Origin of the sequence: Dyella telluris (assembly GCF_014297575.1) — a bacterium.
GTDB classification, from domain to species: domain Bacteria; phylum Pseudomonadota; class Gammaproteobacteria; order Xanthomonadales; family Rhodanobacteraceae; genus Dyella; species Dyella telluris.
Window position 1 is genome coordinate 1,877,537 of sequence record NZ_CP060412.1, and the last position, 21,582, is coordinate 1,899,118.

Genomic DNA, 21,582 nt, shown 5'->3' on the forward strand with positions numbered 1-21,582 from the left:
ACGACTCAGTCCTCGGGACGGGTCTCGGGCATGGTCAGCAGCACCGGCAACACCGCCAGCGCGATCACCGCGATCATCGCCCCCGGCACCGCAGCCCAGCCCGTGTGCCTGATCAGCAACTCGGCAAGAAACGGCGTCACACCTCCAAAGATCGCCGTGGCGACGGTGACGCCAAGCGCCAGCCCGCTCAGGCGGCCTTCGCCGGGAAATTGCTCCGCCGTGGCCGGCGCGCCCACCGCGCTGACACCGCCTGCCACGCAGGCCAGCACCACCGTCGCCAGCACGATCTGCAGGCGCGAGCCGTGCGCCATCAGCGCGAACATGGCCAGTGGCAACGCCGCGCTCAGCAGTGCCAGCCAAAACAGCACCGGCTTGCGGCCCACGCGGTCGGACAGGGAACCCACCCACGGCGTCACCAGGATCACCGCCAACGCCGCCACGGTGGACAAGCCCAGCGACTCCCCTTCTCCCAACGTACCGGTGGTGCTGAGGAAGGCTGGTACATAGGTGATGCCCACGTAATAGGTAATGGAGCCCAGCGCCGAGATGGCGAACGTGCGAGCAATGGCCAGCCGGTGATGGGTCAGCGTGTCGCGCACTGGCGTTTCCGGCACGGTGCCGCGCTGCTGCTGGCGCTCGAAGTCCGGCGATTCCTGCATGGCCGAGCGTGCGATCCAGATGCTGCCGGCCAGCGCCGCGCCGACGAAGAAAGGAATGCGCCAGCCCCAGGCATCGAGATCCGCGCGACTCAGCAGGGCCACCGTGAGCGCCGCCACGCCCACCGCCAGCAGTGCACCGATCTCGCTGGCCGCCGATGCCAGCGAGGTGACCAGTCCGCGATGGCGTTTCTGCGCGCCTTCGAGCAGATAGGCGACCACGCCGGTGTATTCGCCGCCCACGGAAAAGGCCATCAGGCAACGCAACAGCAGCAACAGGTAGCCGGCCGTCATGCCCATGTGGCGATAGTCGGGCAGCAGCGCGGTGATCAACATGGCCACCGTCATCATCGCCATCGACAACAGCAGCGTGCGGCGACGTCCCAGTCGGTCGCCGATCACGCCGAAGACCAGCGCACCGAGCGGACGCATGGCGTAGGAAATGGCAAAACCCGCCAGCGTGGCCAGCAGCGAATGCTCGCCACCGCCGAAGAACACCCGGGACAACACCGTGGCGATATACAGGTAGAGCGTGAAGTCGTACCACTCCACCACCGTGGACAGCGCGGCGATGACCATCGAGGCCCGCGTGATGGGTGCATTGCTTTGTCCAGCACTCGTCATCGGCCGCTCGGTATCCAGCATGGTCACGTTCCCTGCGGCATCGGGGCTGGCCGCGGCCTTGTCCGTCGTTCGCGCTCCCGCATGAAGCGCCCGTCCTTCGGATGGCTATGCCGGGGAACCATAACAGCAAGCACGCGCGGCGCGCCCGTTCGCGTGAACGGACGCGCCGCGTGAACCGCCCTCCTTACGCCACTGCGCTGCCGGCGATCGCGTCCAGCTTCGCAAGCACCAGCGACGGCAACACGAATTCCGCGGCTTTCATGTTCTCGTGCAGATGCGCCACCGACGACGTGCCGGGAATCAGCAGGATGTTGGGCGAGCGATGCAGCAGCCACGCCAGCGCCACCTGCATCGGCGTTGCGCCCAACGATGCCGCGATCTCCGACAGCCCGGACGACTGGATCGGCGTGAAGCCACCCAGCGGGAAGAACGGCACGTAGGCCATGCCCTTGGCGGCCAGTTCGTCCACCAGTGCATCATCATGGCGATGCACGAGGTTGTAGTGGTTTTGCACGCATGCGATGTCGGTGATGCGCTGTGCCTCGGCCACTTGCGCCGCGGTGACGTTGCTCAGGCCCACATGGCGCACAAGACCCTGCTGTTGCAGCCTCGCCAGCGCTTCCACCTGTTTGGCGATGGAGCCTTCCTTCGGCGCGTGCACGTCGCCCATGATGCGGATGTTCACCACATCGAGCACGTCCAGGCCGAGGTTCTTCAGGTTGTCGTGCACGCCACGCTCGAGATCGGCGGGCTCCTGCGCCGCCAGCCACGAGCCATCGTCGCCACGCACGGCACCCACCTTGGTGACGATGACCAGGCCATCGCGGTACGGGTGCAGCGCTTCGCGGATCAGCCGGTTGGTGACATGCGGACCGTAGAAGTCGCTGGTGTCGATGTGGTTGACCCCGGCGGCCACGGCCTCGCGCAGCACGGCCAGGGCCGCCTTGTGGTCCTTCGGCGGACCGAACACGCCGGGGCCCGCCAGCTGCATGGCGCCGTAGCCCATGCGGTTCACGGTGGTTCCGGCGAAGGGGAAAGTGCTGTGGGGGTGGGTCATGGCGATGTCCTCGATGGGGTGACAACACTATGCGACCGGACGCCCTGTTAGAGAATCCACGCCAATTCGAACGGGTTGTGCAAAACTTTGCACAATGGCCATGGAATTCAATGATCTCGCCGCCTTCCTCGCCGTTGCCAGGGCGGGTGGCTTCCGCGATGCGGCGCGCGCCAGCGGTGTATCGGCCTCCGGCCTCAGCGTGGCGGTGCGCCGGCTGGAGGCCGCGCTGGGCGTGCGCCTGCTCAACCGCACCACCCGCAGCGTGGCGCCCACCGAGGCCGGCCAGCGCCTGATCGAACGGCTGACGCCGGTGCTGTCGGAGATGGAAGCGGCGCTGGACGTGCTCAACATGTTCCGCGACACGCCCACCGGCACACTGCGGCTGAATGTGCCCGCCGGCGTGGCGCGCGTGGTACTGCCGCCCATCCTGGCGGACTTCCTCAAGGCGTATCCGGACATCGTGGTGGATGTCACGGTGGAAGACAGTTTCGTCGACGTGCTTTCCGCCGGCTGCGATGCCGGCATCCGCTACGACGAACGGCTGGAGCAGGACATGGTGGCCATTCCCATCGGCCCACGCCTGCAACGCTTTGCCACCGCGGCGTCACCGGCCTATCTCGATGCGCGCGGCCGCCCCACCCATCCGCGCGACCTGCTTTCGCACGCCTGCCTGCGCGGGCAGTTCGCCAGCGGCGCCATGCCGGTGTGGGAATTCGAACGCGAGGGCGACATCGTGCGCATCGAACCCAGCGGCCCGCTGCGGGCACGTCCCGGCGCAGCGCTCGACCTGCTCATCAACGGCGCGCTCGCGGGGCTGGGCGTGGCGCACATGTACGAGGGCCTGTTGCGTCCCCACCTGGACAGCGGTGCGCTCGAGCCCTTGCTGGAATCCTGGTGGCAGCCATTCAGCGGCCCCTTCCTCTATTACCCGGGCCGGCAGAACCTGCCGACGCCTCTGCGCACCTTCGTGGACTTCATCAAGGCACGCAACGCGTCGGGCCAGCCCTGAATCACGCGCTGCGACGCACCGTCGATACGCGGGGCTGCGACGACGCAAAGAGACCGTTGACCTCTCCCACGCCGAGCATGTGGCTGCCCATCAGCTCGAAACGGCCGTGCACCAGCGCCTCCTCGGTAATGCGCGCCAGATGCGCCAGCACGGCCTGCATGGTGCCGCAGCCCAGGCTGATGCGGCGTACGCCCAGCCCGCGCAAGGTAGCCACACCCGGCGCACCGGGATAACCCACGTAGACATTGAGCGGCACCGGCAACGCGGCGGCCAGGCGCTCGATCTCACCGGCGTCGGCAAGGCCGGGGACGAAGATGCCATCGGCGCCGGCGTCGACATAGGCCAGCGCGCGCTCCAGCGTTTCCTTGAAGCGCGCTTCGCCCGTCAGGCCCGGCGTGATGTAGCTGTCGGTGCGCGCATTGATGAACAGCGGCACGCCACGGTGTTCTGCCACCGCCCGAATGCAGGCGATGCGTTCGACCAGAATTCGTGCATCGGCGAGCTGCCCCGTCGAGGGATCCTTGCCGTCCTCGATATTGATGCCAACCGCGCCGAGCTGGATCAGCGCACCGACCAGTCCGCCGGTATCTTCCGCGTCCTCGCCGTAACCGCGTTCAATGTCGATGCTTACCGGTACGTCGACCGCCTCGATGATCCGGCGCGTGGCCGTCAGCAGGTCATCCAGCGGAAGCTGCTCGCCATCCGGGTGGCCCAGCGCCCAGGCCATGGCGGCGCTGCTGGTGGCGACGGCCCTGGCACCGCCCTTCTCGATGATGCGCGCGCTGGCGGCATCCCAGGCGTTGGGCAGGACCAGCGGCTCACCCGCGTCATGGAGCTGGCGGAAAGCTTGCGCACGGGCGGACGGGGCGTGGTTCATGACGATGACCTTGAGGTGAGCCCGCGTTCCGGGCCTGACTAGGAGACCACCCCCGCCCCCGGGGCGGCTGTCAGAATATTTAGCTATCGGAAGGACGACACAGGTCCGTCACTCCCGCGCTTGTTATGCTCCGGGCACTTGCCCCGGGAAGCCACAGCGGCGCCGCCCATGTCGTCCATCACCAGCCGCCTCCTGCTGTCGACGGAAACGCTGTCACTGCGCGATGTGCACTGCAGCGGCACGTGCCGCCACCGCAGCGCGGAAGAATGCGCCGCGTCGACCCAGCTGGTGTTTCCCTATCGCGGCCTGTACCTGCGCCACGTGTCCTCCGACCAGACCGTGGCCGACGCGAACCACGTGCTGTTCTTCAATGGGCAACAGGGTTACCAGGTCAGTCATCCGCTGGATGGCGGCGATGCCTGCCTGTCGATGAACCTGTCACCGGCACTGCTCGCCGAACTCACCCCGCGCGAACTGATCCACGCCGGCGAAGGACACATCTTCCGCTCGCAATCATTGCGCATCGATGCGCGCGCACAGGCACTGGTGGCCCTGCTGCGCCACAGCCTGGACAACGACAGCATCGAACCGCTGGAAGCGGAAGCACTCGCGCTCACACTGGTGTGTCGCAGCCTGGGCCCGCGTACGTCGCGCGCGCCGACGTCCACGCACGCGCGGCGGCGTCTTGCCGATCGCGTGAAGATGCTGCTGGCCAGCGACTTGTCGCGGCGCTGGACGCTTGCCGAGATCGGCGCGGAAATCGGCAGCTCGCCGGTCTATCTCACACAGGTGTTCAAGCAGGTGGAAGGCATGCCGCTGTACCGTTATCAGCTGCAGCTGCGCCTGGCCCGCGCGCTGGATCTGCTCGGTCAGATGGATGATCTCTCGGCGCTGGCCGCGGAACTCGGCTTCTCCAGCCACAGCCACTTTGCCAGCGCGTTCCGCCAGGCCTACGGACGCTCGCCCACGGCTTTCCGGCAGTCTTCGCGTCGTTCGGCCTGACCACGCCGGCCATTCAGTGTCCCGCCCGCGCATGCACGCGCACGCCCACCGCATAGCCGCACACCAGGCCTGCCGCCAACGCCACCAGCAACACCATCCACACCAGCGGATCGAACAGCATCATGCTGAACTTCCATTCGGCCGACCACGCCATCGAAATCAGCGTGACCAGCGCGAACAACGCGCCGCCTGCCCGTGCCCATGCCTTCGACACTCGCGCCTCGGCGGCATCGGTCGTGGTCGAGGGAAACGAATGAGAATGCACGCGGTTCATGGGACACCTGCACAGGCGGTGGTAACTGCCGCGCAGCTTAGAAACCGGTCCCGGCCACCAACATAAGACGCCTCTGAATCTGTCTGGCCCGAAGCGAAGCGCCCGGCCATCGCCTAAAGAATTCGACAGCATGGCCCGCGCGCAAGTGGTCTTCTGAACGGGCCCAATCAAGGGCGACATAAGGAGACCGCCATGAACGAGAAAACCTGCGCCGCGTGCGATTACCCGCTGGACGACAACGCCATCAAGGTCACTGTCGGCCATCGCGAAGTGGAAGTGTGCTGCGAGGAATGCGCCCAGAAGCTGCGCGAGGCGCAAGCCAAAGCCGGCGCGTAATCGACGATCACCCAGGCAAAGCGGCCTCCCGGCCGCTTTGCCTAGAGCAGGCTGTCAATGGGAAGCAGGCGCAGGAAGTCCACTTCCGCGCGTCGCTTGGTGGTTGCCTCCGGCTCGCTCTGATAGGTGACCGGCCCGTTCTTGTCCTCCGCGCGCCACACCAGGTGATGCGACGACGGGTCCAGCGTGACCTGATAGGCGTTGGATGGTTGCGTTGCCGTGTGGAAGAAATCGGTGATGGCCTTGGCCAGCCCCGGTGAATCCACGATCACACCCATCTCGGTGTTGAGCAGTTTGGAGCGCTGGTCCATGTTGAGCGAGCCAATGAACACCTGTCGCTCGTCCACCACGATGCTCTTGGCGTGCAGGCTGATGCCCGAGGATTTGCCCAGCGCGGTCGAGGGCTGCCCCTGCCCAGCCGATGGCTTCAGCTCGTACATCTGCACCCCGCCCTCCACCAGCGCCTTGCGGTAATGCACGTAACCCGCGTGCGCCGCCGGTTCATCCGTGGAAGCGAGCGAGTTGGTCAGTATCTGGATCGAGATGCCGCGCTGCACCCGCGCCACCAGATGTTGCGTGCCCTCTTCGCCCGGGATGAAGTACGGCGTGGTGGCGATCACCGAATGCTGCGCGCCATCCAGCATCGTCTTCAGGCGCGGGCCAATGCGCAGCGCGGGCACGTCGCCATCCACCGCGATCTTCTCCGGCTGATCGGCCACCAGTTCGGCATCGCCCCAGAACCACGCGCCCTCGCGGTCGGCGGTGGGTCCGTCCGGCAACTGGTCCAGTGCGGTCTGCGCATAGTCCGACTGGGCGAACGTGCGCACGTCATGCTGCAGCAACTGCCGCGCCGCGGCCAGGCGCTGCCCGGATGCGCTGTCCTTGGCGAGCTGGTTGAGCGGATACGCCGCCGCGCAGTTCCAGTACGTATCGAACGCCTCCGATGCCTGCGGCACCACCGGCCCGATGGCCACCACGTCCAGATCTCGGAAGTGGGTGTCGCTGCCGGCGTCGAAGTACGGATCGCCGATGTTGCGCCCGCCGATGACAGCTACCGTGTTGTCCACGATGAATGACTTGCTGTGCATGCGCCGGTTCAGCCGTCGCCACTCCAGCATGAACTGCGTGGCACGCGACAACGCAGACGGGTTGCGCGTCTGCAGCGGATTGAACAGGCGGATGTCGATATTGGGATGCGAGTTGAGCGCCTCGAACAGGTGATCCTTGTCGTCGAAATTGTTGTCATCGATCAGCATGCGTACGCGCACGCCGCGATCTGCCGCGGCAAGCAGGTGCTGCATCAGCAGATGCCCGGTCATGTCGTTGGCGAAGATGTAGTACTGCAGGTCGATCGAATGTTTGGCGTGATCTGCGAGTACCACGCGACTGAGCAGGGCGTTGGCGCTCAGCGTGAGCAGGCGAAAGCCGGACTGGCCCTGGTGCCGGGCCACCTCTGCGTGCGCGTACTGTGCGGTGGGCGTGTCCCTGGCCGGTGGCAGGTGATGCGTCTGGGCCTTGCCGTCGCTGGGGGGCAACGGGGAACACGCCTGCAGCCACAGGCACAGTAGGGCGAAGACCCAGGAAACGACCCAACGATCTGTCCGCATGACACACCCCGAGACGTGCCGCACATTGCAGCGCATGGCACCCCAGGTCGCCATGATGTTCACTGATTTAGCACGCCCTGCCCGGACGCCGGCTGACTGCCGCCAGTCATCTTCCAGACAGGTGCCGCCCGCTTGGCATGGCGTATTCCCGGTGACGCCAGTGACTCCAGGTAGCCGGGTGTCGACGTCTTCGCCACGTTTGTGGCGCGCATAATCGCCCAGCCCCTTTCCGCCCCTTCTGCGCAGGTGACGCCATGCCGCCACTTCAACGCCATGTGGCGACACTCCTGATGCTGGCCCTCCAGGCCGGCGCGGCGCTACCGGCACGCGCCGCGCCGGATGCAAAGGCACAGCGCGAGATCACCGCACTGCTGACCTTCGTCGGGCAAAGCCACTGCAGTTTCGTCCGCAATGGAAAGTCCTACGGCGGCGAACAGGCGCAAGGCCATCTTGAGGACAAGTTCCACTACCTGCTGCGCCGCGACCAGGTGAACACCGCCGAAGATTTCATTGACCGCGCGGCCACCAGGAGCAGCCTCAGCGGCGAGCCTTATCAGGTGATCTGCGACGGCAGGCAGCAAACCTCTGCGGCGTGGCTGAACGACGAGCTGCGGCGCATGCGCCAACGCGAACCGTGAGGCGTTGATCGCCCCCGCAACGATGCACCGGCGCTCGCACGTCAGGACCTGGCCTGGCCCGCTGCATCATCGCCGGGGCACGTCGCCTCATCGGTGGCGTACCCATCGGGCTCGTCCATGCGGGTTGGACGGCGACGCTTGGGCACCGCACGGCGTCCCACGCGGCAGGCCCGCGCGTAGTTGGCCTGCAGGGTCATCCAGTAGAACGGGCTGGTGCGGAACACGATGGCGAATCGCTGCGCCATGTCCTCTTCGATGGGCCGCTTGCCGGCGATGATGTCGGAGATATAGCGCGCCGGCACGCCTGTCTTCCTGGCCAGCTGGGCAGCTGGCATGCCGAGGGGCTGGAGATATTCATACCTGAGCACCTGGCCCGGCGAGGGGACGCCGGCGAATGCCATCGGGACGGTCCGAGGTAAAACTTTCATGGCGTGTTCGCTGTGAGAGATGACGGAATGGCGGATAAGCACCTACATACTTGCGTGTAGGGGATTGCGAAGCTCGATGTCAGCGGGCGAGCAGAACCAGAACCGGATGGTTGTCATGAGACCGGCGCAAGCCATGCTCCGGCGGGTCCGATCAGCTCCTGTCCGCTGCGCCAGCGGCTGACCTGATCGCACCGCGCCACGCGCCCCGGAGGCCCGAAACAGCGCCCTATCTTCGACATCCATCCATGGCTCCATCGTCTGGTGGCGGGTACGGGGACGCTGTTCCAGGCTGACGGGCGAGGCGGTGCGGCGGAATCGGGCGCGGTACATCGCGGCAAGTAACAGGCGTCCCCGGACACGGCCACCAGATATCCGGCGGCCAGACACTGCGCCGGCATGGAGGAAGCGCTGGCGAGCGGGTGACCTATGATTGCGAACAGCCATGATCAACTCTTGCTTAGCTGGTGATGGTCAGCGGGTCGCATGAGCGTCACCTCATGCGACCCGCGCTTCACGACATGGCTGTCGTGGCCACCTGCGGGGAACAAAGGCGCGTCGCAGATGACATGGGGACGGTAGCAAAAGCCAACCACCCCGCCTGTCAGGCATCGCCTGTCATCACCTTCTCGTCGCGGCGCGGGTTGTTGTCGTCTCACGGATGCACGCGCGCCCGGCAACACGCCGATGGCGCTACAGCTGGCGAATGCGATCCATGCTGATGCGATGACGAAAGCGCCGGCTCACGCGCAGCGACGTGCCGTCCCGCAGGGTGACCAGCGCATCGCGCGTGGGCAGCAGGCTCAGTCCCTGCACGCGGCTCAAGGGAATGATGGTGGATCGATGAATGCGCGCGAAGCGCAGCGGGTCCAGGCGCTGCTCGATGCCGTCCATGCTCTCGTGGATCATGTGCCGTCGCGGCCCTACATGCAGGGTGATGTAGTCGCCGCTCGCCTCGATCCAGTCGATGTCGTCCACATCGACCCAATGGGTCCGGCCACCGCTCCGGACCGCCAGGCGGCTGTCCCGCGCTGCCGCTAACCGGGTGCGCTCGGCCATGGGCACGGCCATCGATTGGGCGAGGGTTCGCTCCGCCACGCGCTGGCGAACCGCCTGCAAGGCGTCGTCGAAGCGTCCGTCGTCGATGGGCTTCACCACATAGTCGACCGCGTGTACGTCGAACGCCTTCAGTGCATGGTGGTCGTGCGCCGTAAGGAAGACGACCAGGGGACGTGTATCGCCCTGCATGCGGGACACCATGTCGAAGCCGTCCATGCCGGGCATCTGCACGTCGAGAAACACCACGTCGGGTCGCCGGGCTTCGATCATGGCCAGCGCCTGCTCACCTGACGCGGCTTCGCCCACCACGGTCGCGTCAGCCGCGCGACGCAGGCACACGCGAACGCCTCGCCGCGCCAGCGGTTCATCGTCGACGATCAGGATACGCATCATGGCCTGCCCTCCCCGGCTGGTTGCCAGGGAATCTCGATTTCGGCCAGCCAACCACGCGAGGCATCACCACCGACGGTGAATCGCCCTGCATCGCGATAGCGTGCGACGAGGCGAGCCGCCGTGTTGGCAAGGCCGACACCGACGGAATGCGGCGCGTCTGCCCTGTCGCCATCGACACTGTTGTGCACAGAAATCACCACAGCGTTGTCACGGCTGGTCACCACCAGCGCCAGCGTGCCGCCGCGTGGGTTGGGCGCGATGCCATGGCGAATGGCGTTCTCCACCAACGGTTGCAGCAACAGGTGGGGAACGAGCGCTTCCGCCGCCGCGTGATCGCAATCCATGGTGGCCACCAGCCGCCGGCCCAGGCGGATCTGTTCGATCTCGATGTATTGCTGCACCTGGGCAAGCTCCTGCGCGATGGTGACATCGCCCTGTCGCGTCGGCTCCAGCGTGGAGCGGAGGAAACCGGCCAGCAGGGCGATCATGCGCCGCGCCGAACGTGCGTCCCCTTCGCCGACCAGCGTGGATATGCCGTTGAGGGTGTTGAACAGGAAATGCGGCGTGATCTGGTAACGCAACGCCTTCAGTTCCGCTTCGCGCGCCAGCGATTCGGCGAGCAGCAACTGCTGTTCCCGCAGCTTCACCTCCCGCCCGCGCTGGACACCCAGATACAGCGCGCTCCACGCCACCAGCACGACGGCGGGGCTGAACGCGTTGGCGACACCTGCCATGAGTACCGCAGGCCAACCCACCGGCATCGACCCGGCCAGCACCTCCACGCATGCGCCGGCGAGTGAACAAAGCACGCCCAACGCATAGGCGCAGGCCAGTATCCGCGCAACGATGCCGGGCCAACTCATCGGCCGGTGCACGAGTCGCCGGCAAAGCGCGCGCATGGCAAAGCTTGCGAGGAAGGCCGCCAAGGTGGTGCCGGTGAAATAAAGCACGAGCGGCATGGCGTGGCGGTAAGGCAGCGCGCCCAACGCGCTGATCAACCCATACGCCACCCAACCGCCAGCGTGGACCAGCATCGTTTGCACGCGTGCGGATGTCCGGTCGCCAGACATCATGGGCGTCGCCCCGCGTGCCACCCGGCAGGCAAAAGCGGTCCGCTGGTCGAAAACCGGTTTGCGGCAGGGGGGCGACGACCTAGCCTCCTTGTCACGCATCGGACCACCGATTCGGTGACTACCGGGCTCATCACGAGGCAGACATCATGGAACATGCACTGGAAAAACCCACGGGCTTGCTGATCCGCGCAACGCTGGTGGCAGGCACGCTCGACATCCTCTCGGCACTCACCTATGCGCTGATGGCCGGCAAGAATCCGCTCGCCGTGCCTGTAGGCATTGCTTCGGCGATCTGGCCTGGCGCGGTGAAGGCCGGTGCACCCGCGCTGCTGGTCGGCCTGCTGCTGCATTTCGCCATCATGCTGGTGATGGCGACCGTGTTCGTAGCTGCTGCGCGGAAACTGCCATGGCTTACCGCCCAACCCGTGGCATCGGGCCTGCTCTACGGCCTGTTGCTCTGGGCGGTGATGAACCTGATCGTGCTGCCGTTGCGCTGGCCCGCGCTGTTTCCACACTTCACCGCGGTGTCGCTGGCCGAGCAGGTATTCAGCCATACCGTACTGGTCGGCATACCGCTGGCGTGGATCACGAGCCGGGCCGTGGCACATCGTCGGGCTAGCGCTGACTGACCAGCAGACGCAGGCCGAGCAAGGCGAAGCAGGCAGCAAAGCTGCGACGCATCCAGGTCAGCACCGCCGGTTGGCGGAGCACATGGGTACGCATCAGCGCCGCGAAACAGCCGTAGATGGAGAACACGACCCAGGTCATGGCCATGAACACGCCACTGAGCATCAGCATGGTGGCGATGGGGGATGGATCGTGGGCCGGCACGAACTGCGGCAGAAAGGCCAGGAAGAACACCGGCAGCTTGGGGTTGAGCAGGTTGACCAGCACGGCGGATGCGATGATCTTGCCCGCGCCCTGCTTCGCCGCTTCATCCTTCACCTCCAGCATGCGCGCATCGCGCAGCGCCTGCCATGCCATGTAGAGCAGGTAGGCCGCACCGACGATCTTCAGCGCCTCGAAGGCCAGCGTGCTGGTGCGGAACACCGTCGCCAGCCCCAGCACCGCCGCCAACATGTGCGGCACGATGCCCAGCGTGCAGCCCAGCGCAGCCAACAGACCCGAGCGCACGCCGTGGGAAAGACTGCTGGACACGGTGAAGAGTGCGCCCGTTCCCGGTGATGCCACCACCAGCAAGGCCGTAATGAGAAAGGCCATGCTCATGGCACGGCCGCCGCGTGGATCTCGTCATTGACCGCGCTGCGGGCGGTAGCTGGTTGCAGCTGCGCGGGGTCGTAGTAGAAGCGCTCGTGCACGATCTTGCCATCCGCCCATTGCTGCACGGCAACCTCGTCCAGCGTGACGCGTGCGGTGTCGTTGGCAAACTCGAAGCGCCAGTTGATGGTGACGTCGTCGCCATCAACCAGCACGTGCACGGCGCGCCCTTCGACGGCGTGGAAGTTCTTCAGCACCAGCTGCTCGTTTTCGATCAGCGCATCCAGGCCGATGCGCGAGCGCTGGCGGTTTTCCCACACCACGGCGGTAGGATGGTAGTAGCGCAGCAAGGCCTCGATGAACTGGCCGCGCTCCACCAACGAAACGAACGTACTGACCACATGACGCTCAGGCATGGCTGCTCCCGGAACAATGGATGGAATGCGCTACCCGTGCCCTGACCGGCCGGGCCTGGAATGTGCGCCAGCCTAGGTTGGCCGTGCAGCCTCGTCAGCGGGCTCCGGCGACAGATGCACGGGCGATCCCGCCGCGCATGTGGGAAAGGCATGGGCAATCCCGCCAATCTTTTCGCTTCGGTCGCCATGGGCGCGCTCCTTGCAACGCGTCAGTGACCGCCCAGTCCATTGATTCCATGGGAAGTTCTGGCCCATTCGGCAACCCCATGGCCGGCGCCGCCGCCAGGGCCCATGCTTGACGTGCATGGCGAAATCGCCACGCTTGGGCTCTGGAGTGATCGAGGACATTGCCGTGCGGGTCGCCATACTTGCCTACGACGGGTGCATGGGTGCCGAGGTCCTTGGACTGTCGGACGTGCTGCTCGTGGCCAATCGCATCAGCGCGCTGCGCACGCCCGATGCACCGGTGCCGTTCTCGGTCACCATCATCGGCACGCAGGCCGGGCAGGTGCGCCTGGCCGGCGGTGCCCATCTTTCCGTCGCCACGCCCACGCCGTTCGACCTGCTCGTGGTACCCGCGTTCGATTTCAACAATGCCGAGGAAATCTCGACCGCCCTCGCCGGCCTGGACGAAGAGAAAGCGCTGATCCGTCGTGCCGCGGAACAGCGCAAGGTGGCCTCCATCTGCGGTGGCAGCCTGTTGCTGGCCGAAGCCGGCATCCTCGACGGCCGACAGGCCACCACGGCCTGGGCACTGGCCGGCGAGATGGCACGTCGCTATCCCAGCGTGGAAGTGGTGCCCGATGCCGTGCTGGTGCGCGACGGCGAGATCGTCACCTGCGGTGCCTTCACTGCCTATGGCGATCTTGCCCTGCAGCTGATCCGCGATGCGGTGGGCACCAGCCTTGCCCGCGCCGTGGGGCGTTTCAGCCTGATCGATCACAGCCCGCGCACCCAGGCGGCGTACCTGGACCACCGCCTGAGCCACAAGCGGAGGGAATCGTTCGCGCGTGCCGTCAGCACGTGGTTCGAAAAGCGCATCGCCGAGCGTTACCGGCTCGACGTGCTCGCTGAAGCGTTCAATCTTTCCAGCCGCACACTGCTGCGCCGGTTCCGCGCCGAAACCGGGCGTTCGCCGCTGGACATGTTGCACGACCTGCGCGTGGAGCGCGCGAAGCTGCTGCTTGAAACCACCACCCTCAGCGTGGCGCAGGTGGCTTCGGAAGTGGGCTATCTGGACGTGGCCACGTTCTCGCGCCTGTTCACGCGACGCACGCATCTCACGCCCGCGGCATTCCGCAAACGCTTCCATACCACCGACATCGCGGTGTTCTGACGCCGCGTCGCCAGATGGCGACGCTGCCCTTCAATCTGTCTGCGCCGCCCGCTGTGCGCGCGAAAGGCCATTGCTAACGTCCATCACGCAAGCAACTCCCCTGCACCGCCCTACGGGAAGCGTGATCAACATGACGTCGCAACATCCCTCACCTTCATCCGGCCAACGCGCCGAGACACCCGCATGGATCGTCCCGGGACAACGGCTGATTCGTAACGGCATGCGGCTGCTTGGCGCACTCAGTCCCGTCCATGCGGCACGCGTGATGGATCGGCTGTGGTTCAGCGCGCCCCGCACCCGGCCACGCACGGCGGACCAGGCCGTGCTCGACTGCGGCGAGCGCCTGCACTTCAGCGTCGATGGACGCCAGGTGACGGCATGGGCATGGGGTGATGAGGGGCCCACCGTCATCCTGCTGCACGGCTGGGGCGGGCACGCCGCCCAACTGCAGACCTTCGTGCTGCCACTGCGCGAAGCCGGCTTTCGCGTGATGGCTTTCGATGCTCCCTCGCATGGCGATTCCGCAGCGAGCCGTCATGGTGGGCAGCGCGTCACGTTCTTCCAGTTCGCCGATGCATTGCGCTTGATCGCGGCAGGCGAGAACACGTTGGCGGGCATCATTGCGCACTCCGGTGGATGCACCGCCGTATCGCTGGCCCTGCGCGACGGATGGACGCCACCGGCCCAGTTGGTGTTCATCGCGCCGTTCGTGCATCCCGCGGCATCGGTCGACGCTTTCGCGCGTGCCATCGGGGCAAACGGACGGGTCGTCGCGGCGTTCAGCGCCGGCGTCGAACGCTGGCTGGGCAAGCCATGGTCTTATCTGGACATCAGCACGCTGGAGGCTGCGCACAAGCGCCACCGCCTGCTGGTGATCCACGACGAGGAAGACAAGGAAGTTCCGCTGGCCCACGCGCGCGCGCTGGCCGCCAGCTGGCCAAAGGCGCAGCTGATGGTGACCCGCGGGCTCGGCCATCGCCGCGTGCTGCGCGACCCGGCCGTGGTAGAGAAGGCGCTTGGCTTTCTTGCGGATGGCGCAACGGCCTCGCTCGCCGGCGGTACCGACTACCTGCCGCGCGATTCACGCTCGGCGCTGGATCGGGCGTATGAAGCGTGTGCATCGCGCTGACATGCCATGCAGGTCCGACGATGGATCCAGCCGTCGCCCGGATCAGCTTTGCGTCAACCGCAACGCACGCCCCTTGTGCGCAGCGATGTGATCGGTCTTGTCGCTCTTGATCTCGTACTGCGGATCGTCGGCGGTGGCGTGGTGGGTGTAACCCTTGTAGTCGAAGTTGCGGGTGTGCACCTTGATGATGGTGCCACTGACCCAGCCGGCCTCGGAGTTCCACGTGACGTGGTCACCTACCTTGAATGTCGTGGCCATGCTGCGACTCCCGCCTGCGTTCAACGAAAGCCGGGCCTCATGGGCCCGGCCAGCCCTGCTTACGCTGCGCGCGTCACGCGCACCGGTACTGATTTGTACGACGGTGTGCCGCTGATCTTGTCGTTGTAGTCCAACGGCACCAGGCAATTGCCTTCGGGATAGTACGTGGCCACTGCGCCACGGGCGATGGGATAGGCCACCGCGATCACGTGTTCCAGGCGACGTTCCCTGCCCTTGCCGAACGCGGTTTCCACGCACACCGCATCGCCCTCGCCGATGCCCAGCTCGGCAAGATCATCCTTGTTCATGAACAACACATCACGCCGGCCGAACACACCGCGATAGCGATCGTCGTAGCCGTAGATGGTGGTGTTGTACTGGTCGTGGCTGCGCACCGTGGTGAGCTTGAGCACGCGAGGATCTGCCGATACCGGATCTTCCTCCAGCCCGCGGAACAACAGGAACTCCGCCTTGCCCGAAGGCGTTCTCCACACGCGCTGCGTCGGCGGCAGCGGCAGGCGGAAGCCGCCGGGCACGCGAATGCGCTCGTTGTAGCTCTGGAAATCCGGGAACACCGATTCAATCGCGTCGCGGATACGGTCGTAGTCGGCCACCAGCTCCATCCACGGCACCCTGGTGTCCGGCAAGGTGGCACGCGCCAGCCCAGCCACGATGGCGGGCTCCGAGCGCAGCGCCTCGGACGCCGGCGTCAGCTTGCCGCGCGAGGCATGCACCATGGACATGGAATCTTCCACCGTCACCGACTGCGCACCGGCTGCCTGCATGTCGCGCTCGGTGCGCCCCAGGCACGGCAACAGGAAGGTGTGCTTGCTGGTGAGCAGGTGCGAACGGTTGAGCTTGGTGGCGACATGCACCTGCAGCTCCAGTCCGCGCACCGCAGAGAAGCACGCTTCCGGGTCAGGCATCGCCACGGCGAGGTTGCCGCCCAGGCAGATCAGTGCCTTCGAACGCCCTTCGCCGATGGCCTGCAGCGCCGCCACTGCGTCATGCCCATGCTTTGCCGGCGGGCGGAAGCCGAAGGTCTGCTCGATGCGATCCAGCAGCATGGCATTCGGCTTCTCGGTGATGCCCACCGTGCGATCGCCCTGCACGTTCGAATGGCCGCGCAGCGGGCAGATGCCTGCGCCCGGCTTGCCGAAGTTGCCGCGCAGCAACAGCAGGTTAGCCACCTGCTGCACGTTCTGCGTACCGGTACGGTGCTGGGTCATGCCCATGCCGTAGGTGATGATGGTGGCGTTGGACTTGGCGTAAGCCGCGGCGACGGCGCGCAATTCATCCTCGGACAAGCCCGAGGTCGCGACGATGTCGTCCCATGTCGTGCCGCGCAGATCCGCCGCCAGCGCATCGAAACCGTTGGTGTGTTCGCGGATGAACGCGTGATCGAGCACGGTGGATGCCGCGCCCGCTGCCGCGTCCATCTCCAGCAGCGCCTTCATGATGCCCTTGAGCGCCGCCGCGTCGCCGCCGATCTTCACCTGCAGGTACGTGGTGGCGATGGGCGTGGAGCCCAGCGTAGCCATCTCCACCGGGCTCTGCGGATCGGCAAAGCGCTCCAGCGCGCGTTCCTTCAGCGGGTTGAACACGATGATGGGTGCGCCGCGACGCGCCACTTCATGCAGCGTGCCCATCATGCGCGGATGGTTGGTGCCGGGGTTGTGGCCCATCGCGATGATCAGCTCGCAATGGTCGAAATCTTCCAGCGACACGGTGCCCTTGCCGATGCCGATGGCCGGCGGCAAGCCCACACTGGTGGCCTCGTGGCACATATTCGAGCAGTCGGGAAAGTTGTTGGTGCCGTATTCGCGCGCGAACAGCTGGTACAGGAACGCTGCCTCGTTGGATGCACGGCCGGAGGTGTAGAACTCCACGCTGTCCGGATCGTCCAGCCCACGCAGGATGCCGCCGATGCGTGCAAAGGCGTCGTCCCAGCTGATCGCTTCGTAGATGTCCTTGTCGGCGTTGTAGACCATGGGGTGCGTCAGGCGCCCCTCGTCCTCCAGCTCGTAGTCGCTCCACTCCCACAACGAGCTCACGGTGTTGAGCGCAAAGAACGTGGGCGGCACGCGCTTGTTGGTGGCTTCCCAGGTAACGGCCTTCGCGCCGTTCTCGCAGAACTGGAAGGTGGAGGTGTGCTTCTTGTCCGGCCAGGCGCAGCCCGGGCAGTCGAAGCCCTCGGGCTTGTTGGTGCGCAGCAGGGTGACGGTGGCATCGCCCGCATCCATCTGTTCGCGGATGGCCCGCGCCGTAGCGCGCAATGCACCCCAACCACCTGCCGGTGCATCGTAGGTGCGGATGCCGGGAATTTCTTTGTCAGCCATGAAGCAACGCCCTGGGTGCCTGATCTGTGTCGTGTACCCGGCCTTTATACACAACCGTTGCAACACCAGGCTTTAACGCAGAAGCCTGCGGTGGCGGATAACGGGGACGGCGCTGTGCTTCAGGTGCCCGGGTTGTTTTCCGGTTCGTCGACGTAGCGCGAACATGCGGGCGAGATAGCGCCACCGGGCGCCACGGTCGCCGTCGCTGTGAGCCTGAAAACCGGTGGCGCGATGCCGGCAAGTGCCGGAATGAAGGAGAGGTAGACCCGACCACCTCGCGCTGATCGGGTCCACGGCTTCGAACCAACGTTCGTGAAAGAAAAGGGACTGCCTTCCCTCGCCGAACTTGTTGGCCTTACTTCTCCGCAGACAACACCACCGCCGCCTCGGACGTGAGCTGCAGGAAGGTGAACGACTCCTGCAGGTACAGCGTGACGGTTTTTTCGTCGTGACTGAGGTAGCCGATGGAGATGTCCTGGCCCAGATGCAGCTCGAAGTCGCCGCCGCGTGTGCTCAGCACCACGCCGCCATGGATGGCCGGTGCCCAGATGATCTCGCCATCCACCAGGTTCTGCATGTCGCGCGCCACCGGGTAGCCGTGCTGCGTGGCCGCGCTCACGGCCGTGTACGCCTGCTCGCCGAGCAGCAAGGTGTACGGGCCGTTGACGCCCATCTCGCGCAGCTGGCTGACCGCACGCGCCACGGCGGCGGGATAGCCCGACGCATCCTTGGGCAGGGCAATGGCCTTGTTGCTGGTGCCCTGGTGGATGCCTTCGATATGGGCGGACTTGTAGCCTTCGAACACGGCACGATCTTCGGCAAAGGCGATCTTGCGCGCCGCATCCTTCAGCGGTTGCAGATCCGGATCGTTCGCGCCGCGCTCCACTGAATCCAGCGAGCGGCGGGACAGCTTGAACGGCACGCGGAATTCCACCAGCGGCTTGACCTCGCGCAGGCAGGCCTCGATGTCGCTGTCCGGCGCGTCGATCTTCGCCAGGTGACCCGTGCCGACCGCGGAGAACTCGGTGCCCTTGGGCCCCAGTACATCCACCACGCGCCGCGCGGCCAGGTGGCGCTTCAGCGTGCGCGCTGCTTCCTGCTCGATCTGCTCCCACGCCTTTTCGGAAATGGGCGCGAGCTTGCGGTGAAGATTATTCATGGGCTGACTCTCCTTTGAGCGAACCGATACCGAGCGAACCGTCGGACGGACGCGCCGCGCCGGATGCCTGTTCATCCGTTGCCGCCTGCGCAGCGGGCGCTTCGTCCTCCGACACGTCGTCGAGGAAACTGGCCGTGGGAATGAAGAACAACGAACCCGTTACGGCCTTGCTGAAATCCAGCAGGCGATCGTAGTTGCCGGGCGGGTTGCCCACGAACATGTTGTTGAGCATCTTCTCGATGCGCGTGGGCGAGCACGCATAACCGATGAAGTAGGTGCCGAACTCACCCTTGGACACATCGCCGAAGGGCATGTTGTCGCGAAGAATCTGCAGCTGCTGGCCGTTCTCTTCGATATTGGTGAGCACGTTGTGCGCGTAGCTGGCCTTGGCCGAATCGTCCTGCTCGATATCCGAGAGCTTCTGCCTGCCGATGATGCGCTCCTGCTGCTCCACTGGCAGCTTGTTCCAGGCGGTGAGATCGTGCAGGTACTTCTGCACGATGACGTAGCTGCCGCCGGCAAAGGCCGCATCCTCGTCGCCGATCAGGGTGGCATCCAGCGCCGCCTGTCCCGAGGGATTCTCGGTGCCGTCGACAAAGCCGAGCAGATCGCGCTCGTCGAAGTACTTGAAGCCATGCACTTCGTCGGCCGAGGTCACGCCATCACCCAGTCGTAGCATGATCTGCGAGGCCATCTCGAAGCACAGGTCCATATGCGTGGCACGGATATGGAAGAGTAGGTCACCCGGCGTGGAGACCGCGTGGTGTTCGCCGCGGATTTCCTTGAACGGGTGCAGCTCCGCCGGACGCGGCTCGCCGAACAGGCGATCCCACGCATCCGAACCAAAGCCCATGGTGCACGAGAGCTTGCGCGACGGGTGGCGAAAGCCGATGCCGCGCAGCAGTGACGACAGGTCGCCGCACAGCCCGCGCACCGCCTGATCTACCCTGGGTTCCGGTGCCAGCGTCACCACCAGGAAAATGGCCGACTGCGTCAATTTCTCTGCAACCGGCTGCGAAACGATGGAAGACACGATCTGCTCCTTATGACGGGTCTTGCTGATGCCCGTACGTCGTGCAATGAGGCACCCAAGCGCGCGAACAATCAATCCCCTTTGGGGGATTCGCCATCCTTGCTTACATGTATCTGATTCGAAAGGTCCGTACGTGCCGACCCGACTCCTCACCTGTCATGCAAACGCCATCTGCACGCGGCTCAGGCAACTACCGCCTGCCGGGCGCACCCGCGACCAGTGCGCGCACCGTGGCAGGCCCCGATACGTAACGGCTATCCGGCACGCTCCAACGCCAGGGCAGTTCGACGCCCACGCGGATACCCACCCGGCGCGTGCCGGTCAATCCCTTGGGCGGGCGCATGCCGTCGTCCACGATGGCAAAACCGTCCGGGTCTTCCACCAGATCGATGCCGTTCTGCGCCCCGGTGATGCCAAGCGCCTGGGTGAGACGCGCCGGGCCTCGACACAGGTCGCGGTCCCGGATTCCCTCCGGGCGTGCGCCACGCATCTGCGCCAGCCCGTGCAGCGGTTCCAGCGCCCGTATCAGCACACCCTCGCCCGGCGGCGCGCACACGCAGTTGGCGCACCAGTGCATGCCATAGGTGAAGTACACATACATATGGCCGGCGGGCCCGAACATCACGGCATTGCGCGGGGTCTTGCCGCGGAAGGTGTGCGCGGCCGGGTCGATGGACCCGCGATAGGCTTCCACTTCCACGATGCGCCCGGATCGTCCATCCGCGCAGGCCAGGATCTTGTTGAGCAGCTGGGGTGCCACCGTGGTGGCCGGGCGTGCGAAAAACGACCGCGGCACGACGGCGCCCGGCCACGCGGCATGTTGCCCCACCCTTGTGCGCATGGCTGACGTCCCCTGCGGGCTTGTCGACGGCGAACTCACCACGAGTATGGTCCACTTTCGCGCCGCGCCGGAAGGCGTGCCTGTGGAGGACACGGCCATGACTGCGCGCGATATCCGGGATGCCCTGGTGCGGCACTGGGCGGCATCGGCTGCCGGCGACCAGGACACGGAGCACAGCATCTATCACGACGATGCCGTGTGCGAGTACCCGCAATCGGGCGAAGTGATCCACGGCCGCCAGAACCTTCAGGCGCTGCGCAGCCATCACCCCGGCAAGCCCTCCGGATTCACCATCCGTCGCATCGTGGGCGAAGGCAACCTGTGGATCACCGAGTACACCATCACCTATCAGGGCAAGCTGGCATACACGGTGAGCATCATGGAATTTCGCGACGGCAAAGTGGCGCACGAAACCCAGTACTTTGCTGATCCGTTTGAAGCACCGGCGTGGCGGGTGCAGTGGGTGGAGCCACACACGTGATCTCACGCTTCATGCCATCACCTGCGGTTCGGCACCCCTCGATGCCCGCCCCCTTCCGAAGCGACCAGCGCGCCTGCAACGCCAGCCAGTAGAACGCCGAGGTGCCGAGCACGGCCGCCAGACGCACCGCGATATCCGGCGTGATGGGGCGCGTGCCGAAAATGGTGGCCGCGAGGTGCTTTCCCGGCACACCCGACAGTTTGGCCAGTTGGGCAATCGACAGGTGACGCCGGTCCAGATAATCCTTTTTCAACACCGTGCCCGGCTTTCGGGCCGGCGCGGTCATCTCCAGCATCATGTCTGGCGTCAGCGAAACGAGATTGGCCATGCGACCCGCCTTCT

The 21,582-nt window shown here is 65.7% G+C and carries 24 protein-coding genes; 8 read left to right on the forward strand and 16 right to left on the reverse strand.

What is annotated here, in order from left to right; genetic code table 11:
- Positions 1-5: 5 nt before the first annotated feature.
- Entirely contained in the window at positions 6-1,280 is a 1,275-nt protein-coding gene (locus H8F01_RS08550; protein WP_187059217.1) for an MFS transporter, read from the reverse strand.
- Positions 1,281-1,464: 184 nt separating this feature from the next.
- Positions 1,465-2,337, reverse strand: coding sequence for an aldo/keto reductase family oxidoreductase (locus H8F01_RS08555; protein ID WP_187058589.1), 873 nt, complete (start codon positions 2,335-2,337; stop codon positions 1,465-1,467).
- 94 nt (positions 2,338-2,431) lie between these two features.
- Here H8F01_RS08555 and H8F01_RS08560 point away from each other — a divergent pair, with 94 nt between their 5' ends.
- On the forward strand, positions 2,432-3,346 hold the full coding sequence (locus H8F01_RS08560; RefSeq protein ID WP_222615737.1) for a LysR family transcriptional regulator: 915 nt from the start codon (positions 2,432-2,434) through the stop codon (positions 3,344-3,346).
- Between the two features lies 1 nt (position 3,347).
- Here H8F01_RS08560 and H8F01_RS08565 read toward each other — a convergent pair whose 3' ends face one another.
- Positions 3,348-4,223 carry an isocitrate lyase/PEP mutase family protein gene (locus tag H8F01_RS08565; protein ID WP_187058593.1) on the reverse strand — a complete coding sequence of 292 codons (876 nt, stop codon included), beginning with the start codon at positions 4,221-4,223 and terminating at the stop codon, positions 3,348-3,350.
- A gap of 168 nt (positions 4,224-4,391) precedes the next feature.
- Between H8F01_RS08565 and H8F01_RS08570 the strand changes: the two genes are divergently transcribed.
- A complete protein-coding gene (locus H8F01_RS08570; protein WP_187058594.1) occupies positions 4,392-5,225 on the forward strand; it encodes a helix-turn-helix domain-containing protein in 834 nt (277 codons plus the stop codon).
- A gap of 13 nt (positions 5,226-5,238) precedes the next feature.
- Here H8F01_RS08570 and H8F01_RS08575 read toward each other — a convergent pair whose 3' ends face one another.
- Positions 5,239-5,499, reverse strand: a complete 261-nt coding sequence (locus H8F01_RS08575; protein ID WP_187058595.1) for a hypothetical protein — start codon at positions 5,497-5,499, stop codon at positions 5,239-5,241.
- A 192-nt stretch (positions 5,500-5,691) separates the two neighbouring features.
- Here H8F01_RS08575 and H8F01_RS08580 point away from each other — a divergent pair, with 192 nt between their 5' ends.
- A complete protein-coding gene (locus tag H8F01_RS08580) occupies positions 5,692-5,835 on the forward strand; it encodes a hypothetical protein (RefSeq protein WP_187058597.1) in 144 nt (47 codons plus the stop codon).
- 41 nt (positions 5,836-5,876) lie between these two features.
- On the opposite strand, the gene H8F01_RS08585 is transcribed toward H8F01_RS08580, so the two are convergent.
- On the reverse strand, positions 5,877-7,442 hold the full coding sequence (locus H8F01_RS08585; RefSeq protein WP_238481193.1) for a phospholipase D-like domain-containing protein: 1,566 nt from the start codon (positions 7,440-7,442) through the stop codon (positions 5,877-5,879).
- Positions 7,443-7,696: 254 nt separating this feature from the next.
- Between H8F01_RS08585 and H8F01_RS08590 the strand changes: the two genes are divergently transcribed.
- Positions 7,697-8,080 (forward strand): DUF5329 family protein, encoded by a 384-nt coding sequence (locus tag H8F01_RS08590; RefSeq protein ID WP_187058598.1) that lies wholly within the window; start codon positions 7,697-7,699, stop codon positions 8,078-8,080.
- Between the two features lie 41 nt (positions 8,081-8,121).
- Here the strand turns inward: H8F01_RS08590 and H8F01_RS08595 are convergent, their stop codons facing one another.
- The 3 genes from H8F01_RS08595 to H8F01_RS08605 all read right to left on the reverse strand — a co-directional run bounded on the left by H8F01_RS08595 (position 8,122) and on the right by H8F01_RS08605 (position 11,129).
- A complete protein-coding gene (locus tag H8F01_RS08595; protein WP_187058599.1) occupies positions 8,122-8,508 on the reverse strand; it encodes a HigA family addiction module antitoxin in 387 nt (128 codons plus the stop codon).
- 690 nt (positions 8,509-9,198) lie between these two features.
- The gene (locus H8F01_RS08600) at positions 9,199-9,957 is read right to left on the reverse strand and encodes a LytR/AlgR family response regulator transcription factor (RefSeq protein WP_187058600.1); all 759 of its coding nucleotides are present in this window, start codon (positions 9,955-9,957) and stop codon (positions 9,199-9,201) included.
- The gene (locus tag H8F01_RS08605; protein ID WP_187058602.1) at positions 9,954-11,129 is read right to left on the reverse strand and encodes a sensor histidine kinase; all 1,176 of its coding nucleotides are present in this window, start codon (positions 11,127-11,129) and stop codon (positions 9,954-9,956) included. The genes H8F01_RS08600 and H8F01_RS08605 overlap by 4 nt, the downstream gene beginning before the upstream one ends.
- Positions 11,130-11,176: 47 nt before the next feature.
- Here H8F01_RS08605 and H8F01_RS08610 point away from each other — a divergent pair, with 47 nt between their 5' ends.
- Complete coding sequence (locus H8F01_RS08610; RefSeq protein ID WP_187058603.1) at positions 11,177-11,659, forward strand: hypothetical protein; 483 nt, start codon at positions 11,177-11,179, stop codon at positions 11,657-11,659.
- On the opposite strand, the gene H8F01_RS08615 is transcribed toward H8F01_RS08610, so the two are convergent.
- Both H8F01_RS08615 and H8F01_RS08620 read right to left on the reverse strand, forming a co-directional pair.
- The gene (locus H8F01_RS08615) at positions 11,646-12,257 is read right to left on the reverse strand and encodes a LysE family translocator (protein WP_187058605.1); all 612 of its coding nucleotides are present in this window, start codon (positions 12,255-12,257) and stop codon (positions 11,646-11,648) included. The genes H8F01_RS08610 and H8F01_RS08615 overlap by 14 nt on opposite strands.
- Positions 12,254-12,664 (reverse strand): nuclear transport factor 2 family protein, encoded by a 411-nt coding sequence (locus H8F01_RS08620; RefSeq protein WP_187058606.1) that lies wholly within the window; start codon positions 12,662-12,664, stop codon positions 12,254-12,256. Before H8F01_RS08620 ends, H8F01_RS08615 begins: the two co-directional genes overlap by 4 nt.
- A gap of 304 nt (positions 12,665-12,968) precedes the next feature.
- Between H8F01_RS08620 and H8F01_RS08625 the strand changes: the two genes are divergently transcribed.
- A complete protein-coding gene (locus tag H8F01_RS08625; protein WP_274380588.1) occupies positions 12,969-14,000 on the forward strand; it encodes a GlxA family transcriptional regulator in 1,032 nt (343 codons plus the stop codon).
- Between the two features lie 130 nt (positions 14,001-14,130).
- On the forward strand, positions 14,131-15,129 hold the full coding sequence (locus H8F01_RS08630) for an alpha/beta fold hydrolase (protein ID WP_187058609.1): 999 nt from the start codon (positions 14,131-14,133) through the stop codon (positions 15,127-15,129).
- A gap of 42 nt (positions 15,130-15,171) precedes the next feature.
- On the opposite strand, the gene H8F01_RS08635 is transcribed toward H8F01_RS08630, so the two are convergent.
- The 5 genes from H8F01_RS08635 to H8F01_RS08655 all read right to left on the reverse strand — a co-directional run bounded on the left by H8F01_RS08635 (position 15,172) and on the right by H8F01_RS08655 (position 20,759).
- Positions 15,172-15,387: a hypervirulence associated TUDOR domain-containing protein gene (locus H8F01_RS08635; protein WP_187058611.1), complete on the reverse strand. Its 216-nt coding sequence runs from the start codon at positions 15,385-15,387 to the stop codon at positions 15,172-15,174.
- Positions 15,388-15,446: 59 nt separating this feature from the next.
- Positions 15,447-17,726 (reverse strand): FdhF/YdeP family oxidoreductase, encoded by a 2,280-nt coding sequence (locus tag H8F01_RS08640; protein ID WP_187058613.1) that lies wholly within the window; start codon positions 17,724-17,726, stop codon positions 15,447-15,449.
- A gap of 355 nt (positions 17,727-18,081) precedes the next feature.
- A complete protein-coding gene (locus H8F01_RS08645; RefSeq protein WP_187058615.1) occupies positions 18,082-18,885 on the reverse strand; it encodes a family 1 encapsulin nanocompartment shell protein in 804 nt (267 codons plus the stop codon).
- A complete protein-coding gene (locus H8F01_RS08650; RefSeq protein ID WP_187058617.1) occupies positions 18,878-19,918 on the reverse strand; it encodes a Dyp-type peroxidase in 1,041 nt (346 codons plus the stop codon). The genes H8F01_RS08645 and H8F01_RS08650 overlap by 8 nt, the downstream gene beginning before the upstream one ends.
- 190 nt (positions 19,919-20,108) lie before the next feature.
- Positions 20,109-20,759, reverse strand: a complete 651-nt coding sequence (locus tag H8F01_RS08655; RefSeq protein WP_187058618.1) for a DNA-3-methyladenine glycosylase — start codon at positions 20,757-20,759, stop codon at positions 20,109-20,111.
- A 97-nt stretch (positions 20,760-20,856) separates the two neighbouring features.
- Here H8F01_RS08655 and H8F01_RS08660 point away from each other — a divergent pair, with 97 nt between their 5' ends.
- Entirely contained in the window at positions 20,857-21,240 is a 384-nt protein-coding gene (locus H8F01_RS08660; protein ID WP_187058620.1) for a nuclear transport factor 2 family protein, read from the forward strand.
- Here H8F01_RS08660 and H8F01_RS08665 read toward each other — a convergent pair.
- A complete protein-coding gene (locus H8F01_RS08665; RefSeq protein WP_187058622.1) occupies positions 21,137-21,568 on the reverse strand; it encodes a HigA family addiction module antitoxin in 432 nt (143 codons plus the stop codon). The genes H8F01_RS08660 and H8F01_RS08665 overlap by 104 nt on opposite strands.
- Positions 21,569-21,582: the final 14 nt, after the last annotated feature.

What these genes read in the sequence shown, in the direction of transcription:
- H8F01_RS08655 (WP_187058618.1), bottom strand. Translation starts at nt 20,759, where the DNA reads ATGCGCACAAGGGTGGGGCAACATGCCGCGTGGCCGGGCGCCGTCGTG.
- H8F01_RS08560 (WP_222615737.1), top strand. Translation starts at nt 2,432, where the DNA reads ATGGCCATGGAATTCAATGATCTCGCCGCCTTCCTCGCCGTTGCCAGG.
- H8F01_RS08570 (WP_187058594.1), top strand. Translation starts at nt 4,392, where the DNA reads ATGTCGTCCATCACCAGCCGCCTCCTGCTGTCGACGGAAACGCTGTCA.
- H8F01_RS08645 (WP_187058615.1), bottom strand. Translation starts at nt 18,885, where the DNA reads ATGAATAATCTTCACCGCAAGCTCGCGCCCATTTCCGAAAAGGCGTGG.
- H8F01_RS08590 (WP_187058598.1), top strand. Translation starts at nt 7,697, where the DNA reads ATGCCGCCACTTCAACGCCATGTGGCGACACTCCTGATGCTGGCCCTC.
- H8F01_RS08615 (WP_187058605.1), bottom strand. Translation starts at nt 12,257, where the DNA reads ATGAGCATGGCCTTTCTCATTACGGCCTTGCTGGTGGTGGCATCACCG.
- H8F01_RS08635 (WP_187058611.1), bottom strand. Translation starts at nt 15,387, where the DNA reads ATGGCCACGACATTCAAGGTAGGTGACCACGTCACGTGGAACTCCGAG.
- H8F01_RS08660 (WP_187058620.1), top strand. Translation starts at nt 20,857, where the DNA reads ATGACTGCGCGCGATATCCGGGATGCCCTGGTGCGGCACTGGGCGGCA.
- H8F01_RS08565 (WP_187058593.1), bottom strand. Translation starts at nt 4,223, where the DNA reads ATGAACCACGCCCCGTCCGCCCGTGCGCAAGCTTTCCGCCAGCTCCAT.
- H8F01_RS08620 (WP_187058606.1), bottom strand. Translation starts at nt 12,664, where the DNA reads ATGCCTGAGCGTCATGTGGTCAGTACGTTCGTTTCGTTGGTGGAGCGC.
- H8F01_RS08600 (WP_187058600.1), bottom strand. Translation starts at nt 9,957, where the DNA reads ATGATGCGTATCCTGATCGTCGACGATGAACCGCTGGCGCGGCGAGGC.
- H8F01_RS08630 (WP_187058609.1), top strand. Translation starts at nt 14,131, where the DNA reads ATGACGTCGCAACATCCCTCACCTTCATCCGGCCAACGCGCCGAGACA.
- H8F01_RS08595 (WP_187058599.1), bottom strand. Translation starts at nt 8,508, where the DNA reads ATGAAAGTTTTACCTCGGACCGTCCCGATGGCATTCGCCGGCGTCCCC.
- H8F01_RS08610 (WP_187058603.1), top strand. Translation starts at nt 11,177, where the DNA reads ATGGAACATGCACTGGAAAAACCCACGGGCTTGCTGATCCGCGCAACG.
- H8F01_RS08550 (WP_187059217.1), bottom strand. Translation starts at nt 1,280, where the DNA reads ATGACGAGTGCTGGACAAAGCAATGCACCCATCACGCGGGCCTCGATG.
- H8F01_RS08665 (WP_187058622.1), bottom strand. Translation starts at nt 21,568, where the DNA reads ATGGCCAATCTCGTTTCGCTGACGCCAGACATGATGCTGGAGATGACC.
- H8F01_RS08585 (WP_238481193.1), bottom strand. Translation starts at nt 7,442, where the DNA reads ATGCGGACAGATCGTTGGGTCGTTTCCTGGGTCTTCGCCCTACTGTGC.
- H8F01_RS08605 (WP_187058602.1), bottom strand. Translation starts at nt 11,129, where the DNA reads ATGCGTGACAAGGAGGCTAGGTCGTCGCCCCCCTGCCGCAAACCGGTT.
- H8F01_RS08580 (WP_187058597.1), top strand. Translation starts at nt 5,692, where the DNA reads ATGAACGAGAAAACCTGCGCCGCGTGCGATTACCCGCTGGACGACAAC.
- H8F01_RS08575 (WP_187058595.1), bottom strand. Translation starts at nt 5,499, where the DNA reads ATGAACCGCGTGCATTCTCATTCGTTTCCCTCGACCACGACCGATGCC.
- H8F01_RS08555 (WP_187058589.1), bottom strand. Translation starts at nt 2,337, where the DNA reads ATGACCCACCCCCACAGCACTTTCCCCTTCGCCGGAACCACCGTGAAC.
- H8F01_RS08625 (WP_274380588.1), top strand. Translation starts at nt 12,969, where the DNA reads ATGGCGAAATCGCCACGCTTGGGCTCTGGAGTGATCGAGGACATTGCC.
- H8F01_RS08640 (WP_187058613.1), bottom strand. Translation starts at nt 17,726, where the DNA reads ATGGCTGACAAAGAAATTCCCGGCATCCGCACCTACGATGCACCGGCA.